This window comes from Vibrio paracholerae, assembly GCF_037672085.1.
GTDB lineage: Bacteria > Pseudomonadota > Gammaproteobacteria > Enterobacterales > Vibrionaceae > Vibrio > Vibrio cholerae.
On record NZ_JBBHLM010000002.1, the window covers coordinates 427,191 to 441,626 of the forward strand.

Consider the following 14,436-nt stretch of genomic DNA (forward strand, 5'->3'; position numbering starts at 1 on the left):
GTTACTCTTGAATTGCTTGTGGTTGAAGAACGGTAGAGACGCGCCCTTTGCCATCACTGTCGGCAATTAATTTTTGTGCGCTAATGTTATAGCGAATTTTGCTGCCACGGATTTCACTATCGTCTTGTGACAACATGGCTTTATTGATCATCACTAACTCATCGTCGCGGACTTTGTAGTACAGCTCTTTGGCTTCACCATACAGGGTTTTGCCTTCATCAGTCAGTTGCGAGAAGGTTGCTACGTTGCCATAGCCTTCGATTTCTTCAATTTTGCCGTTTTTCGGATTACGGATCACGATCAACTTATTGGCATTGATGTTGATGCTGCCTTGCTTGAGTTTTACATCGCCTAAGAAGGTGACACGATTGCTCTTCATATCCAGTTGTTGACTGTCTGAGTCGATATAAACTGGTTGTTCTCTGTCGGTAGAGAGTGCATAAGCCTGAGTCGAGGCGAGCAAACAAGCAATAAGACTAAGGTGTGAGCGTTTCATATCTACCTTGTACTTGGTTATAAAGTTCAGCTGAATGATCAGCAAAGTTGCCTTTCATCGCTTGACCCTGTGTTTCAAATTGTGGGCCGCGCAGTTCGACGGGCTTATCGGCCCAGAAATCACGGCTTTTGAGTTGGATACTCATCTCGCTGGTGGTGAGAGTATCAAAGCCGGAGTCTGGAAGTAGATTTTTAGCCAAAACGTCGTCATATAAGGTCAGCACCTGATCTTTGCTCAGAATGCCTCTGCGTGCGGTGATTTCCCACTCTTGTAATGTACCTTCCCGATACACTTTGAGTATCGGAGCTTTAAACAGGGTATTGCCGCTTTTCGCATAGTGATCCAGATGAATCGAAGTGATCACGTAGTTGCGGATACCTTGTTCGTTATAAGTGATATTTTCTAAGTTCTCACCACTGAACATAGGCAACTCCAAATTGGGAGCCACCTGAATCTTACTGTCTTGTTCTTGTCCCAATAAGTAATAGAGTGACCAAGAAGCAATAAACAACAGCAGAACGTAAACAATGCGCGGCAAACTCATAGGCTCAGGCCTTTATGAACATCCAACTCGTTACGTGCTTGCAAAATCAAATCGCACACTTCGCGTACGGCGCCGTGACCGCCTTTGATGTGCGTAACGTAATTGGCGCGTTGCGCCAGTAGTGGATGACCATCAGCCACACACACTCGCAATGCCACTTTTTCCATTACTGGCCAATCAATAAGATCATCACCGATATAGCCTGTCTGTTCAGGAGCAATCGCGAGCTTCTGACAAATATCATAATAAGCCTGCACTTTATCATCCTGACCTTGATAGATCAGTGAAATGCCTAGCGCTTTCATACGATTTTCAACAATTTGTGAGCGTCGGCCAGTAATGATCGCGATTTCAATCCCCGCATTCATCAACGCTTTCACGCCATAACCATCACGAGTATGGAAGGTTTTTAACTCTTCGCCTTGGTTACCCATGTAAATTAAACCGTCAGAAAACACACCGTCGACATCGCAAATCAGCAATTTGATCTGTTTGGCAATCTCCAGCAGTGAAGGTTCCACTTCTCCATACAAGGTTGAGACGGTTGAACTCATTACATCACTCCGGCTTTGAGTAGGTCATGCATGTTTAATGCGCCGACCAATTTATTATTTTCAACGAGCATCAGGCCATTAATGCGTTTGGCCTGCATTAAATTCAATCCTTCCACGGCCAGTAAATTGGGTTGAGCCACGGTTGGTTGGCGTGTCATCACATCAGCGATCGCAGTGCTGTGAATATCGATACGCTTATCAAGAATGCGCCGTAAATCACCGTCAGTAAAAATACCGAGTAGCGTGTCTTGTTCATCGACAATCGCCGTCATACCAAGCCCTTTTTGACTGATTTCGAGCAAAGCATCTCGGATCAAGGCTTGTGGTGCAACTTTAGGCAGTGCGTCACCACTGTGCATGATGTCATTGAGTTTGAGCAAGAGTTTACGCCCAAGTGCGCCGCCTGGGTGAGACAAAGCAAAATCTTCTGCGGTGAAACCGCGTGCCTGCATTAAGGCAACGGCTAACGCATCGCCCATTACGAGAGTAGCGGTGGTGCTTGAGGTTGGAGCAAGCTCTAACGGGCAAGCTTCACGTGGCACTGTGATTTGTAGATGGATATCGGCCAATTTCGCCATGTTGGAGTTGGGGTTACCCGTCATACTGATCACGCGAATACTTAAGCGCTTGAGCACTGGAAGTAGCGATAGGATTTCCGATGATTCACCGGAGTTTGAGATGGCAAGCACGATATCGCCACGCTCAATCATTCCCAGATCCCCATGTGACGCTTCACCCGGATGTACAAAAAAGGCAGATGTTCCTGTACTGGCTAAGGTGGCGGCAATTTTCTTACCGATGTGGCCAGATTTGCCCATGCCCATTACCGCTACTTTGCCCGTTTGATTGGCCAAAATCATCGCACAAGCACGCGCAAAGTCGTTATTGATATACTGCTCTAGCTGCTGCAATGCATGGATTTCGGTTGCCAGCACTTGTTTAGCGACCGTTTGGTAATCAAATGAATTGGGCATCCTCATCTTCCTCTTTAATGCACTTCGATATTCATGAACGGAGATATTTTCTCACTTAGATGTTCATTAATAGGTAAGTAATGTAACCGATGAAAGAGCACAATAGGAGTGCGCCTTCTAAGCGACTAATTTGACGTTTTTTGCCTAAAGCAACCCCAACCAGCAGCAGAGATACGCCGAGCATCACCCAAAAGTCACGGCTCATTGCTTCAGGGCTAAGCAGAGAAGGGTTGAGTAAACCCGGTAAGCCCATTACAGCTAATATGTTGAAAACGTTTGAGCCGATAATGTTACCGACTGCCATATCATCCTCGCCTTTTAGCGCGCCAGCCAGCGAGGCTGCAAGCTCAGGTAAGCTGGTACCCACCGCAATAATAGTTAAACCGATCACTAGATCGCTCATGCCGAAATGCTTGGCTATCACAACAGCATTATCAACCAGCATGCCAGCGCCAATCGGTAACAGAATAAGACCGACCACGACCCAAAATGCGGCTTTGGGATTACTGACACCAACCGGAATCTCCGATTCTTGTTCATCCAACAAGGCATCGCCGTTTTGTTTCTCTTTGCGGCTCACTTGCAGCATGACCAAAATAAAGGCGGCAAACAGGGCAATCAGTAAAAGGCCTTCATGAAAGCCTAAGTGGTTGTCCCACAAAATCGCACCGGCAATCAGCGTCACACCAATCATCATCGGCAGTTCTCGACGTAATACCGCTGAGCCCACTGAGAGCGGTTTAACAAGGGCGGTGATACCTAAAATCAATGCGATGTTGGCAATGTTTGAACCGAGGACGTTACCCACAGCAGTATCGGTTTTCCCTTCTAGGGCGGCAGTAGCTGAAACCATCATCTCGGGAGCAGAGGAGCCCATCGCTAAGATAGTCATACCGATCACTAAAGGGGAGATGCCAATATTGCGGGCTAATGCCGCAGAACCGAACACCAATTTGTCTGCGCCCCAAACTAGGATAGCAAGACCGATAAACAGAAAGATCACCGCTTCAGTAAGCATGTAGATTCCCATGTAATAAATGAAAATAAAGGCCAACGGCTTGAATGCATCATGACTATACCTTTCCTACTTGAAGCTGCAGCGGTGTTGGCTACGTTCGTTCACCCCAATCACATAGTCTATCTATGCTCATGGGGACTCACTCACTTGCCGCCTACCTGCAACTCCAAGTTGTTTGGGTATAAGAGTCTCGACTCTTAGGGCAAGGCAAACACCTCCATCAGTGGAGGAATTCGCGCAAGGTCAGGCATCTTTAGCCATTTAGGCAGAGAATTGGCCGCCAATTTTGACTTGTTGGGTATTAAAAGGGAAGTCGAAGTTCTAATTAATTATCCTGTTCGACTTCTGATTTTGCCTGTTTCTCATGATAGAGCTCTGCCTGTAAAGCTTGTGTTTACCTTGGCCTCGGCATGCTATCGATTATGCTGGATGAAGACTATTGTCGTATTTTTATGGCGCAAATAGGGTTGCACAACTTTGACAAATCTTGGTCAAGAACCCAAGCATGGATTGATGCGTGCTTTTAATTGCAGCATATTGTGCATTATCATGCGCATTCTTTTAGGATGTCGAGCTAACAGTGAAGTGCCCATATGTCTCAATCTGACTTAGTCACCATCAAAAATTTGCGTTTTTCGCGCTCGCAGCGCGTCATTTTTGATGACATAGATCTGCATGTCCCCAAGGGTAAAGTTACCGCCATTATGGGACCGTCTGGCATAGGTAAAACCACGCTGCTGCGTTTGATCGGCGGTCAACTCCTTCCAGAGCAGGGGGAGATCTGGTTCGATGGTGAAAATATTCCCGCCCTCAGTCGTCGCAAACTGTATCGTGCTCGTAAAAAGATGAGCATGCTGTTCCAATCGGGTGCTCTGTTTACGGATCTTAATGTGTTTGACAATGTGGCCTACCCATTGCGTGAGCATACCGAACTTGATGAAGCTATGATCAAAACCTTGGTGCTGCTGAAATTAGAGGCGGTTGGGTTGCGTGGTGCTGCGTATTTAATGCCAAGTGAGCTTTCTGGCGGCATGGCACGCCGAGCCGCACTGGCAAGGGCTATCGCACTCGATCCAGAACTCATCATGTACGATGAGCCGTTTGTCGGGCAAGATCCGATCACCATGGGGGTGCTGGTTGAATTAATCCGTAATCTTAACCAAGCCTTGGGTGTCACTTCTGTGGTGGTATCGCACGATGTGCCGGAAGTGATGAGTATTGCAGATTGGGTTTATCTGTTGGCTGATGGTAAGGTGATTGCGCAAGGTTCACCTCAAGCATTGCGCGACAATCCAGATCCGCGAGTACAACAATTTTTATGCGGCGATGCGGATGGTCCAGTGCCATTTCGTTTCCCTGCTCAGCCGATAGAACAGGAGCTGTTTAGTGCTAAATGATGTGATGCGATGGGTCAGCTCAGTTGGGCAACGCACGCTGGCGGTCAGTGAAACTTTTGGCCGCGCAAGCTTAATGCTGTTTGGTGCGCTGGTAGGCCGTCCGCAGCCGATTCGCCATTTTCCGCTCCTCGTTCGCCAGTTATACAGCATTGGTGTGCAGTCACTGGCGATCATTATCGTCTCTGGACTCTTTATTGGCATGGTGCTCAGCTTGCAGGGTTATGTGATTTTGGTCGATTACGGCGCAGAAACCAGCCTAGGCCAGATGGTGGCGTTATCATTGCTGCGTGAATTAGGCCCTGTGGTTACGGCACTGCTGTTTGCTGGACGAGCGGGCTCTGCCTTAACCGCCGAAATTGGCTTAATGAAAGCCACCGAGCAGCTTTCTAGCCTTGAAATGATGGCGGTCGACCCACTGAAACGCGTTATTGCGCCACGCTTTTGGGCGGGAGTCATCTCCATGCCGCTGTTGGCGATGATTTTCATGGCGGTCGGTATTTGGGGCGGTCAATTAGTTGGGGTGGATTGGAAAGGCATTGACCACGGCAGTTTCTGGTCAGCCATGCAAGCCTCTGTCGAATTAGGTCAAGATATCGGTAACAGCACCATCAAATGTGTGGTGTTTGCTTTTACTGTAACTTGGATTGCTCTGTTTAACGGTTATGACGCGATCCCGACTTCTGAAGGGATCAGCCGAGCGACCACTCGCACCGTGGTGCACTCATCACTGGCCGTACTTGGGCTAGATTTTGTTCTAACCGCATTGATGTTTGGGAACTGATCATGCAACAAACACGAAAAATTGAATTTTGGGTTGGCAGCTTTGTTATCGCGGGAATTTGCGCGATTTTAGTGATGATTTTTCAGGTCGCTGACGTCAAAGGCCTTGGCTCCAGCAATACTTATCGCCTGACTGCGGAGTTTGACAATATTGGTAGCTTGAAGGTCCGCTCTCCAGTCAAAGTGGGAGGCGTGGTGGTTGGACGCGTTGAGTCGATCGCGCTGAACCCGAAAAATCTGTTACCGACAGTCATCTTGGCAATCGACAGCCAGTTTAACCAGTTTCCTGAAAACTCAAGTTTGCAGATCCTGACCTCTGGTTTGATAGGTGAGCAGTACTTGAGTTTGGTGCCCGGATTTGTGTTTGAAGATGAAGTCATGCTGAAAGAAGGTGATCGCATTGAAGACACCAAGTCTGCATTAGTATTGGAAGATTTGATTGGCCAAGTGCTGTACAGCGTGGGTGGCGGATCAGACAAAGAGAAAAAGGAATAAATGATGTGGAAAAAAGCGCTACTCCTCGTGAGTACCCTGTTAATGCCTTTGCTTACGACAGCGGCCACTATTGATACCAGCAACCCTTACCAAATGATGAAAGCGGTGGCTGAGAAGTCATTTGATCGTCTGAAAAACGAACAACCCCAAGTGCGTCAAGATCCGCAGTATCTTAAAGTGATTGTGGAAGAAGAGTTGATGCCATACGTGAATGAACAATACGCAGCACTTAAACTGCTGGGGCCAAATCTTAAAGGGGCCAAACGTGAAGATGTGGCGGAGTTCGTTAAAGCGTTTCGCGCTTATTTGGTGACCAATTACGCGCAAGTACTGACCCAATACACCAATCAAACGATTGAGTTTGGGCCTGAAATGCCATTGGAAGAGGATCGCCGTATTACCACAGTGAAAGTGGAAATCCTTGATGCGCCGCGCCCGAATATCAAACTTGAGTTTAAACTGCGCCAAGAGAAATCGGGTGAGTGGAAGGCGTTTGATATGATTGCTGAAGGCATCAGCCTACTGTCCAGCAAACAATCGGAATGGAGCGGTAAAATTCGTCAAGAAGGTATTCTGGCGGTGGCGAAAGAGCTGGAACAGTTAGCGAATCAACCGATCCGTTTTGAGAGTCAAAAATAATGAGTCATCCACAATGGTCTGCCGAAAATGAACATCAGTTCAGTTTAATTGGCGAGCTGGATCGAGAAACGGTACCCAAATTGTGGATCTTTCTCAAAAATTGGCAGCCGCAAGTGAAGCAAATCGAGCTTTCTTTGCAGCAAGTTGTCAGAATTGACTCTGCGGGAATGGTGCTGTTAATTCACCTAATAGAGCATGCAAAAGTGAGAAACTGTCATATAATGCTCAACTTCGTGCCAGAGCAACTGCGCACACTGTTTCAGTTGAGCAATATTGAACATCTGATGTCTCAACACATAGCCAAACCAGCAGAGGTCAATTGTGGATAGCGCACAAGTCCAACAAATTTTACAACAAGCCCTTAATCTAGAAGAAATTCATGTAAAAGGTGAGGGCAGCCATTACGAAGTGATCGCTGTCGATGCTTGTTTTGCCGATATGAGCCGCGTGAAGAAACAGCAGATGATTTATGCCCCGTTAATGGGATACATCCAACGCAATGATATTCACGCGGTCACAATGAAGACGTTTACCCCACAAGAGTGGGCACGCAATAAGAAGTTGATGTCCCTTTAAGGTTTTTATGGAAAAGTTTCGAGTTATTGGGTCAACGCAGCCTCTCCAAGGTGAAGTGACCATTTCAGGCGCAAAAAATGCTGCCCTACCTATTTTATTTGCTTCAATTTTGGCTGAAGAGCCAGTTGAAGTTACCAATGTACCTCACCTTCGTGACATCGACACTACGATGGAACTGCTTGAGCGTTTAGGCGCGAAAGTTGAGCGTAATGGCTCTGTACATGTGGACGCCGGTCCAATCAACCAATATTGCGCACCTTATGATTTGGTAAAAACCATGCGTGCCTCGATTTGGGCATTAGGTCCATTGGTGGCACGTTTCGGTCAAGGTCAAGTCTCTCTGCCGGGTGGTTGTGCGATTGGTGCTCGCCCTGTGGATCTGCATATCCATGGTTTGGAGCAGCTTGGCGCAACCATTACCTTGGAAGATGGCTACGTAAAAGCCCACGTTGATGGCCGTTTGCAAGGCGCACATATTGTGATGGACAAAGTAAGCGTGGGTGCCACGATCACCATCATGTGTGCTGCAACACTCGCGGAAGGCACTACTGTGCTGGATAACGCGGCGCGTGAACCAGAGATTGTCGATACCGCCATGTTCCTCAATAAACTGGGCGCGAAAATCTCTGGCGCTGGCACGGACAGCATTACCATTGAAGGTGTAGAACGTCTTGGCGGTGGTAAGCATGCTGTGGTTCCCGATCGTATCGAAACCGGCACCTTTTTGGTGGCCGCTGCCGTATCGCGTGGCAAAATCGTCTGTCGTAATACCCATGCCCATTTGCTCGAAGCGGTTTTGGCTAAGCTTGAAGAAGCGGGTGCTGAGATTGAGTGTGGCGAAGATTGGATCAGCTTGGATATGACAGGGCATGAGCTCAAAGCGGTTACGGTACGTACTGCACCACACCCAGGTTTTCCAACCGACATGCAAGCGCAGTTCACGCTGCTGAACATGATGGCAAAAGGCGGTGGCGTGATCACTGAAACCATTTTCGAAAACCGTTTTATGCATGTACCTGAGTTAAAGCGCATGGGTGCCAAAGCGGAAATCGAAGGCAATACCGTGATTTGCGGTGATGTCGATCGTTTAAGTGGCGCGCAAGTGATGGCGACCGATCTGCGTGCTTCTGCAAGTCTGGTCATTGCAGGTTGTATCGCTAAAGGCGAAACCATTGTCGATCGTATCTATCACATTGATCGTGGTTACGAGCGAATTGAGGACAAACTCTCAGCGCTTGGTGCCAATATTGAGCGTTTTCGCGACTAGCGTTAAACTCCTCATTTATGAATCGGCCGAAATCCAAGGGTTTCGGCCTTTTTCTTCCAGTGCCTTCGGAGAAGTTGCATGATTGCGTTATTGCGAATCTTGGCAGTGGCAGTGTTCGCTGTCTATATGTTTGTGTTTGGCTGCGGTTACTGTTTGTTCAGTCCACGTAACCCTAAGCATGTTTATACCTTTGGTAAGCAGTTTGCGGCGATGTCGAAAGTGTTCGGCATTAAGCTTGAATACCGCGCTCCGGCCGATGTCGATCAGCGTGGTCAGCACATTTATATTGCTAACCACCAGAATAACTGGGATCTGTTTACCGTTTCTAAAGCGGTGACGCCTAAAGTGGTCACCGTCGGTAAGAAAAGCCTAGTGTGGATGCCACTGTTTGGTCAGATTTATTGGTTGACGGGCAATATCCTGATTGATCGCGCTAACAAAGCCAAAGCTAAAGGCACTATTGACCAAGTGGTTGATTCAATGAAACAGAGCGATGTTTCGGTGTGGATGTTTCCGGAAGGTACGCGCTCGCGTGGTCGTGGTTTATTGCCGTTTAAAGCGGGTGCTTTCCATGCGGCGATTGGTGCGGGTGTGCCGATTATTCCTATCGTGTGTAGCTCGACCGATAAGCTCAAATTTAACCGTTGGAACAACGGCCATGTGATTGTCGAAGTGTTGCCTCCCATCAGCACCGAAGGCTACAGCAAAGAGAACATTCGAGAGCTGTCACAACACTGTTACGATCTAATGAAAGCCAAACTGGCGCAGTTGGATGCCGAAGTGGCTGAGCTGAACCGTAAAGCCTAGCCGCAGTTTTAATCAAAACGAATAAAAAGAAAGGGTTGCCACTGGCCTGTCTCTTATACACAAATCCCCAAGCCTCTGCTTGGGGATTTTTTTGAACTAATTTTATGTTTCATGATCTGATCATCTAAGCAATAACAAGGATGATTAGAATGACTTATATAGAACCAACCCTCTGGGCACAAAAGCAATTTGGTCAAGCTCACCTCAATGACCCAAGACGTACTCAAAGACTCGTTGCCCTAGCTGCCTCTCTGGCCGAGCAACCTGGCGTACCGGTCTCGAAACTCATCATCTCCCCTGCAGATATGGAAGGGGCTTATCGCTTTATCCGTAATGAGCAAATCAAAGCAGAAGATATCGCTGAAGCGGGCTTTCATGTCACAGCGCAAGAGGCTTTAGAACAACAAACACTTCTTGCATTAGAAGATACGACTTCTCTAAGTTACTCCCATCGCAGCATACAAGATGAACTTGGGCACTCCAATCAAGGCAATCGAAATCGAGCTATGTTCATACACTCGACCTTACTTTTTGCTCCCGAAACTCAAGTGGTTGTTGGCTTAATTGAACAACAACGCTGGACTCGAGATATTGAAAAGCGTGGACAAGGACACCAGTACGCCACTCGACCATACAAAGAGAAAGAAAGCTATAAATGGGAGCAAGCTTCTCGCCATGTCGCAGAGCGACTTGGCGATAAAATCTCAGATGTAATTTCTGTGTGCGATAGAGAAGCCGACCTATTTGAATACCTCACTTACAAGCAAGAGCAACAACAGCGATTCCTTGTTCGCTCAATGCAAAGTCGCTGTATAGAAGAGCATGATAATCGTCTTTATGACTACGCTTCCAAGCTGCAATCAGCAGGAGAAAGAGTGCTCGACATACCGCAAAAAGGCGGCCGTAAAGCTCGTACAGTTCACCTAGACATCAAATATGCCCCCGTGACACTCAAATCTCCCGCGAATAAAAAAGAGTTCAATAACATTCCGCTTTACTACGTGGGATGCATAGAACAAGGAGAGAGTAACGATAAGCTCGCATGGCACTTACTCACCTCAGAGCCAATAACGAGCAAGGAAGAGGCACTTAAAATCGTCAGTTATTATGAGCTGCGTTGGCTAATTGAAGATTTTCATAAAGTCTGGAAAAGTGAAGGCACTCAAGTCGAGCAATTGAGAATGCAAAGCAAAGATAACTTAGAAAGGCTCAGCGTTATTCTGGCTTTTATCGCGACTCGGTTGCTCCAGTTGAGATTTATGAATGAATCAGATGAGTTATCTAAGAGCAGTTGTGAGCCGATATTAAAAGGCAAAGCATGGAAGCTAATGTGGCTAAAGCTAGAAAGAAAAGGGCTACCGAAGGAAGCTCCGGACATATCATGGGCTTACAAAGGTATTGCTCGATTAGGGGGTTGGAAGAATACAAAGCGAACGGGTCGTGCTTCTATAAAGACATTATGGCAAGGATGGTTTAGGTTACAAACCATCCTTGAAGGGTATGAACTGGCTAAGTCTCTTGATTCACCAGACTTGTGATCAAGAGACAGGCCACTGGCAACCCTTTTTGTATTTGCGATCCAATAAAATGAATTACTTGCGTACCGCGATCGCTTCGATTTCGATACCCACATCTTTTGGCAGACGTGCCACTTCAACACAAGAGCGCGCTGGGTAGTGCGCCACTTTATGCTCATCAAAGAATGCGCCGTACACTTGGTTTACCGTGCCGAAGTCGTTGAGGTCTTTGACGAATACAGTCATTTTCACAATGTCACCGACGGTTAGGCCTGAGGCTTCAACTACGGCTCTCACGTTGTCCAGTGATTGGCGAGCTTGCGCAGCGATATCCGCAGGAATTTCACCCGTAGTTGGATTCACTGGGATTTGACCAGACGTCAGTACCATGTTGCCAAGATCAACACCTTGAATGTATGGGCCAATGGCAGCCGGAGCCGCGTCAGTATGCAGAACTTTTGTCATCTTTCTTATCCGTTAGTGGTTCGAAAATCGCTGTTCAGTTTGCCTGTAAAGCTCTGGTAGGTAAAGCGCCGAGCTCTCATTTATCCCTATCTTGCTGACAGCGGTTAAGCTTCGATTTCCGTGACCACATCGCGCGCAAACACTTTTTCGCAGTATTTGCATTTTAGGCGGATGTCGTTGTTCTTCTCAGAAAGCTTGAAGCTGCTTTCCACGGGCTCATTGTGTGAAATGCAATTGCTGTTTGGGCAGGCAAACACATTGTTGATGCGCTCTGGCAGTTGCAGCGCCAACTTCTTCACCACTTCGTAGTTTTCAATTTGGTTTACGGTCGCGTGTGGCGCGTACAGCGCGAGTTTGTTGGCTTGCGCTTCACTGATGAATACATTTTCAATCTTGAGCAGATCTTTGCTGCCTAGGGCAGAAGACGGCAGATTGAGGCCGATGGTGACACGCTGCGCGGAGTTGTGCATATCAAACAGCTTCAGCACTTTAATCCCCACTTTGGCAGGAATGTGGTCAATCACCGTGCCGTTTTTGATCGCTTCAACTTGTAATTTCGTCTCTTTGCTCATGATTGCTCTCCTTACAGCGATTCGTTCAAAACTAGAGCCAGCAAGGCTTCACGGGCGTAAACACCGTTCTCTACTTGCTCGAAATAGTAAGCGTGTGGGGTTTTATCGACATCGGTGGTGATTTCATCCACCCGTGGCAGTGGGTGCAGCACTTTCAGATTGCTGCGCGCATCGCTCAGGTGAGCGGCCGTCAAGATATAGGCCGATTTGATGTGTGCATATTCCGATTCATCAAAACGCTCTTTCTGTACGCGTGTCATGTACAGAATATCCAGCTCTGGGATCACGCTTTCCATATCGCTAAACACTTGGTATTTCACACCAGCTTCATCCAACTCTTCACAGATGTAATCTGGCATCGCTAGGGCCTCCGGTGCCACAAAGTAGAAGCGGTTGTTATTAAATTTAGCCAACGCTTGTGCCAGCGAATGCACGGTGCGACCATATTTTAAATCACCGACGAACGCGACATCGAGGTTATCGAGGCGACCTTGAGTTTCGAAAATAGAGTAGAGATCGAGCAGGGTTTGCGATGGGTGTTGGTTTGAACCATCACCGGCGTTAATCACAGGGACGCTGTTAGAAAATTCAGACGCCAAACGCGCGGCACCTTCTTGCGGATGACGCATCACAAAAGCATCAACATAAGAGGAGATGACACGTACTGAATCGGCTAGGGTTTCGCCTTTCTTCGCCAGTGACGTGTTGCCGCCGTTATCAAAGCCAATCACGCTGCCACCGATACGTTGGATTGCTGTCTCGAATGAGAGGCGAGTACGGGTGGAAGGTTCAAAGAAACAGCTGGCCACGACCTTGTGCTTGATCAGCTCTGGATTCGGTTGTGCCTTTAGTTGGCCTGCGGTTTTCACAATCAACTCCAACTCAGCGCGTGAGAGTTCAGCAATGGAGATGATGTGCTTTTGGTAAAGCGAATTCGCCATGATCGTCTTCCCTATATTTTCTAACAGCCATAAAAAAGCCCCCCATGAGGGAGGCTTTAACAAATCGATGAGGGGAGAAACAGTGAGGCCAGTAAGCCAATTTGCTTACTACGATGGACACTGCTTTGAGCTGCACGCTGTGCAAATTTCATTGGCTACCCCTCAGACAAACGGTCGGCATTATACGCCTAAAGGCTGTGAGCGCAAGCGATTACATCACAGAGTCAGGGATATTAAATCAGTGGCACGCTATTGGCCTAAAGTAGCGACCATCACCGCCTTGATGGTGTGTAGTCGGTTCTCCGCTTCATCAAACACAATCGAGTATTCTGACTCAAACACCTCTTCGGTGACTTCCAATCCTTGCATGCCGTATTTGGCCGCAATCTCTTGGCCTACTTTGGTTTGGTCATCATGGAATGCCGGTAAGCAGTGCATGAATTTGACCTGCGGATTGCCTGTTGCTTTGATCACATCCATGTTGACTTGATATGGCTTCATTAATGCGATCCGCTCATCCCACGCATCCGCCGCTTCACCCATGGAAACCCACACATCGGTGTAAAGGAAATCACAGCCTTTCACGCCTTCTTGAACCTCTTCGGTCAAGGTGATTTTGGCTCCGGTTTGCTTGGCAATCTCTTGGCAGGTTGCCACTAAGGCATCATTTGGCCAGTACGCTTTCGGCGCGACTAAGCGAATATCCATGCCCATTTTGGCTGCGCCCACCATCAGTGAGTTGCCCATGTTGTTGCGTGCATCGCCAAGGTAAGCAAACTTCATTTCATGTAGCTGTTTACCGCGTCCGTGTTCTTGCATAGTCAGAAGATCGGCCAAGATCTGCGTGGGGTGAAACTCATCCGTTAAGCCATTCCATACTGGCACACCCGCGTATTTTCCTAGCACCTCAACAATCTCTTGGCCGAAGCCACGGTATTGAATGCCATCGTACATGCGACCTAATACGCGTGCGGTATCTTTCATCGACTCTTTATGGCCAATTTGCGAGCCAGAAGGGCCGATGTAAGAGACTTGCGCGCCTTGATCAAACGCCGCCACTTCAAAAGCACAGCGAGTACGGGTCGATGACTTTTCAAAGATCAACGCAATGTTTTTGCCTTGCAGGGTTTTCTGCTCGGTGCCTGCGTATTTGGCGCGTTTTAGCTCGGCAGACAGATCCAGCAAGAAGTGGATCTCTTTTGGGGTGAAGTCGAGCAGTTTTAAAAAGTTGCGGTTACGTAAATTGAAAGCCATTTCCCTATCCTCGTTTGGCGATTCCAGTTGCGGCCAGTAAAGCATGAAAATGCTATAAAAGTGAATAAATATTTTAAATTAAATAAAGAAAAGGCGAGGGGGGATAGATTTTGTGAGGCGAGATGCACATAACATCTCGC

Annotated in this window: 18 protein-coding genes; 9 read left to right on the top strand and 9 right to left on the bottom strand. The window is 47.6% G+C overall.

Going from position 1 to position 14,436, the window contains the following annotated elements; all coding sequences use genetic code 11:
* Position 1 precedes the first annotated feature (1 nt).
* Genes lptA through R4537_RS07360 form a run of 5 tightly spaced genes read right to left on the bottom strand, consistent with a single transcriptional unit; the run spans position 2 to position 3,586 of the window.
* A complete protein-coding gene (lptA, locus tag R4537_RS07340; RefSeq protein ID WP_000830447.1) occupies positions 2–496 on the bottom strand; it encodes a lipopolysaccharide transport periplasmic protein LptA in 495 nt (164 codons plus the stop codon).
* Positions 477–1,040 carry an LPS export ABC transporter periplasmic protein LptC gene (lptC, locus tag R4537_RS07345; RefSeq protein ID WP_071179260.1) on the bottom strand — a complete coding sequence of 188 codons (564 nt, stop codon included), beginning with the start codon at positions 1,038–1,040 and terminating at the stop codon, positions 477–479. The genes lptA and lptC overlap by 20 nt, the downstream gene beginning before the upstream one ends.
* A complete protein-coding gene (gene kdsC, locus R4537_RS07350) occupies positions 1,037–1,594 on the bottom strand; it encodes a 3-deoxy-manno-octulosonate-8-phosphatase KdsC (RefSeq protein ID WP_000099768.1) in 558 nt (185 codons plus the stop codon). Before kdsC ends, lptC begins: the two co-directional genes overlap by 4 nt.
* Positions 1,594–2,568: an arabinose-5-phosphate isomerase KdsD gene (gene kdsD, locus R4537_RS07355; protein ID WP_001133836.1), complete on the bottom strand. Its 975-nt coding sequence runs from the start codon at positions 2,566–2,568 to the stop codon at positions 1,594–1,596. Before kdsD ends, kdsC begins: the two co-directional genes overlap by 1 nt.
* A gap of 55 nt (positions 2,569–2,623) precedes the next feature.
* Positions 2,624–3,586 carry a calcium/sodium antiporter gene (locus R4537_RS07360; RefSeq protein ID WP_071179259.1) on the bottom strand — a complete coding sequence of 321 codons (963 nt, stop codon included), beginning with the start codon at positions 3,584–3,586 and terminating at the stop codon, positions 2,624–2,626.
* A 593-nt stretch (positions 3,587–4,179) separates the two neighbouring features.
* Between R4537_RS07360 and mlaF the strand changes: the two genes are divergently transcribed.
* From mlaF to R4537_RS07405, 9 genes are all read left to right on the top strand, one after another.
* Positions 4,180–4,983 carry a phospholipid ABC transporter ATP-binding protein MlaF gene (mlaF, locus tag R4537_RS07365; protein ID WP_000083180.1) on the top strand — a complete coding sequence of 268 codons (804 nt, stop codon included), beginning with the start codon at positions 4,180–4,182 and terminating at the stop codon, positions 4,981–4,983.
* Positions 4,984–4,987: 4 nt separating this feature from the next.
* Positions 4,988–5,764: a lipid asymmetry maintenance ABC transporter permease subunit MlaE gene (gene mlaE / locus R4537_RS07370; protein ID WP_001887761.1), complete on the top strand. Its 777-nt coding sequence runs from the start codon at positions 4,988–4,990 to the stop codon at positions 5,762–5,764.
* A 2-nt stretch (positions 5,765–5,766) separates the two neighbouring features.
* Positions 5,767–6,258 (top strand): outer membrane lipid asymmetry maintenance protein MlaD, encoded by a 492-nt coding sequence (gene mlaD, locus R4537_RS07375; RefSeq protein WP_001187992.1) that lies wholly within the window; start codon positions 5,767–5,769, stop codon positions 6,256–6,258.
* A 3-nt stretch (positions 6,259–6,261) separates the two neighbouring features.
* A complete protein-coding gene (gene mlaC, locus R4537_RS07380) occupies positions 6,262–6,897 on the top strand; it encodes a phospholipid-binding protein MlaC (protein WP_071179257.1) in 636 nt (211 codons plus the stop codon).
* Complete coding sequence (locus R4537_RS07385; RefSeq protein WP_000019310.1) at positions 6,897–7,226, top strand: STAS domain-containing protein; 330 nt, start codon at positions 6,897–6,899, stop codon at positions 7,224–7,226. Before mlaC ends, R4537_RS07385 begins: the two co-directional genes overlap by 1 nt.
* On the top strand, positions 7,219–7,473 hold the full coding sequence (gene ibaG, locus R4537_RS07390; RefSeq protein WP_000376481.1) for a BolA family iron metabolism protein IbaG: 255 nt from the start codon (positions 7,219–7,221) through the stop codon (positions 7,471–7,473). Before R4537_RS07385 ends, ibaG begins: the two co-directional genes overlap by 8 nt.
* A gap of 7 nt (positions 7,474–7,480) precedes the next feature.
* A complete protein-coding gene (gene murA / locus R4537_RS07395) occupies positions 7,481–8,740 on the top strand; it encodes a UDP-N-acetylglucosamine 1-carboxyvinyltransferase (protein ID WP_071179256.1) in 1,260 nt (419 codons plus the stop codon).
* Between the two features lie 78 nt (positions 8,741–8,818).
* Entirely contained in the window at positions 8,819–9,547 is a 729-nt protein-coding gene (locus R4537_RS07400; protein WP_000561042.1) for a 1-acylglycerol-3-phosphate O-acyltransferase, read from the top strand.
* A 149-nt stretch (positions 9,548–9,696) separates the two neighbouring features.
* Positions 9,697–11,085 carry an IS4-like element ISVa18 family transposase gene (locus tag R4537_RS07405; protein WP_000221030.1) on the top strand — a complete coding sequence of 463 codons (1,389 nt, stop codon included), beginning with the start codon at positions 9,697–9,699 and terminating at the stop codon, positions 11,083–11,085.
* Between the two features lie 54 nt (positions 11,086–11,139).
* Here R4537_RS07405 and R4537_RS07410 read toward each other — a convergent pair whose 3' ends face one another.
* From R4537_RS07410 to argF, 4 genes are all read right to left on the bottom strand, one after another.
* Complete coding sequence (locus R4537_RS07410) at positions 11,140–11,529, bottom strand: RidA family protein (protein WP_071178708.1); 390 nt, start codon at positions 11,527–11,529, stop codon at positions 11,140–11,142.
* 104 nt (positions 11,530–11,633) lie between these two features.
* A complete protein-coding gene (pyrI, locus tag R4537_RS07415) occupies positions 11,634–12,101 on the bottom strand; it encodes an aspartate carbamoyltransferase regulatory subunit (RefSeq protein ID WP_000032502.1) in 468 nt (155 codons plus the stop codon).
* An 11-nt stretch (positions 12,102–12,112) separates the two neighbouring features.
* Positions 12,113–13,042, bottom strand: a complete 930-nt coding sequence (pyrB, locus tag R4537_RS07420) for an aspartate carbamoyltransferase (protein ID WP_071178707.1) — start codon at positions 13,040–13,042, stop codon at positions 12,113–12,115.
* A 249-nt stretch (positions 13,043–13,291) separates the two neighbouring features.
* Positions 13,292–14,296, bottom strand: coding sequence for an ornithine carbamoyltransferase (argF, locus tag R4537_RS07425; protein ID WP_071178706.1), 1,005 nt, complete (start codon positions 14,294–14,296; stop codon positions 13,292–13,294).
* Positions 14,297–14,436 lie beyond the last annotated feature (140 nt).

Coding starts and splice junctions, on each gene's coding strand:
- kdsD (WP_001133836.1), bottom strand. CDS start 2,568: ATGCCCAATTCATTTGATTACCAAACGGTCGCTAAACAAGTGCTGGCA.
- argF (WP_071178706.1), bottom strand. CDS start 14,296: ATGGCTTTCAATTTACGTAACCGCAACTTTTTAAAACTGCTCGACTTC.
- R4537_RS07360 (WP_071179259.1), bottom strand. CDS start 3,586: ATGCTTACTGAAGCGGTGATCTTTCTGTTTATCGGTCTTGCTATCCTA.
- R4537_RS07385 (WP_000019310.1), top strand. CDS start 6,897: ATGAGTCATCCACAATGGTCTGCCGAAAATGAACATCAGTTCAGTTTA.
- R4537_RS07400 (WP_000561042.1), top strand. CDS start 8,819: ATGATTGCGTTATTGCGAATCTTGGCAGTGGCAGTGTTCGCTGTCTAT.
- pyrB (WP_071178707.1), bottom strand. CDS start 13,042: ATGGCGAATTCGCTTTACCAAAAGCACATCATCTCCATTGCTGAACTC.
- kdsC (WP_000099768.1), bottom strand. CDS start 1,594: ATGAGTTCAACCGTCTCAACCTTGTATGGAGAAGTGGAACCTTCACTG.
- lptC (WP_071179260.1), bottom strand. CDS start 1,040: ATGAGTTTGCCGCGCATTGTTTACGTTCTGCTGTTGTTTATTGCTTCT.
- lptA (WP_000830447.1), bottom strand. CDS start 496: ATGAAACGCTCACACCTTAGTCTTATTGCTTGTTTGCTCGCCTCGACT.
- mlaF (WP_000083180.1), top strand. CDS start 4,180: ATGTCTCAATCTGACTTAGTCACCATCAAAAATTTGCGTTTTTCGCGC.
- R4537_RS07410 (WP_071178708.1), bottom strand. CDS start 11,529: ATGACAAAAGTTCTGCATACTGACGCGGCTCCGGCTGCCATTGGCCCA.
- pyrI (WP_000032502.1), bottom strand. CDS start 12,101: ATGAGCAAAGAGACGAAATTACAAGTTGAAGCGATCAAAAACGGCACG.
- mlaD (WP_001187992.1), top strand. CDS start 5,767: ATGCAACAAACACGAAAAATTGAATTTTGGGTTGGCAGCTTTGTTATC.
- mlaE (WP_001887761.1), top strand. CDS start 4,988: ATGCGATGGGTCAGCTCAGTTGGGCAACGCACGCTGGCGGTCAGTGAA.
- R4537_RS07405 (WP_000221030.1), top strand. CDS start 9,697: ATGACTTATATAGAACCAACCCTCTGGGCACAAAAGCAATTTGGTCAA.
- mlaC (WP_071179257.1), top strand. CDS start 6,262: ATGTGGAAAAAAGCGCTACTCCTCGTGAGTACCCTGTTAATGCCTTTG.
- murA (WP_071179256.1), top strand. CDS start 7,481: ATGGAAAAGTTTCGAGTTATTGGGTCAACGCAGCCTCTCCAAGGTGAA.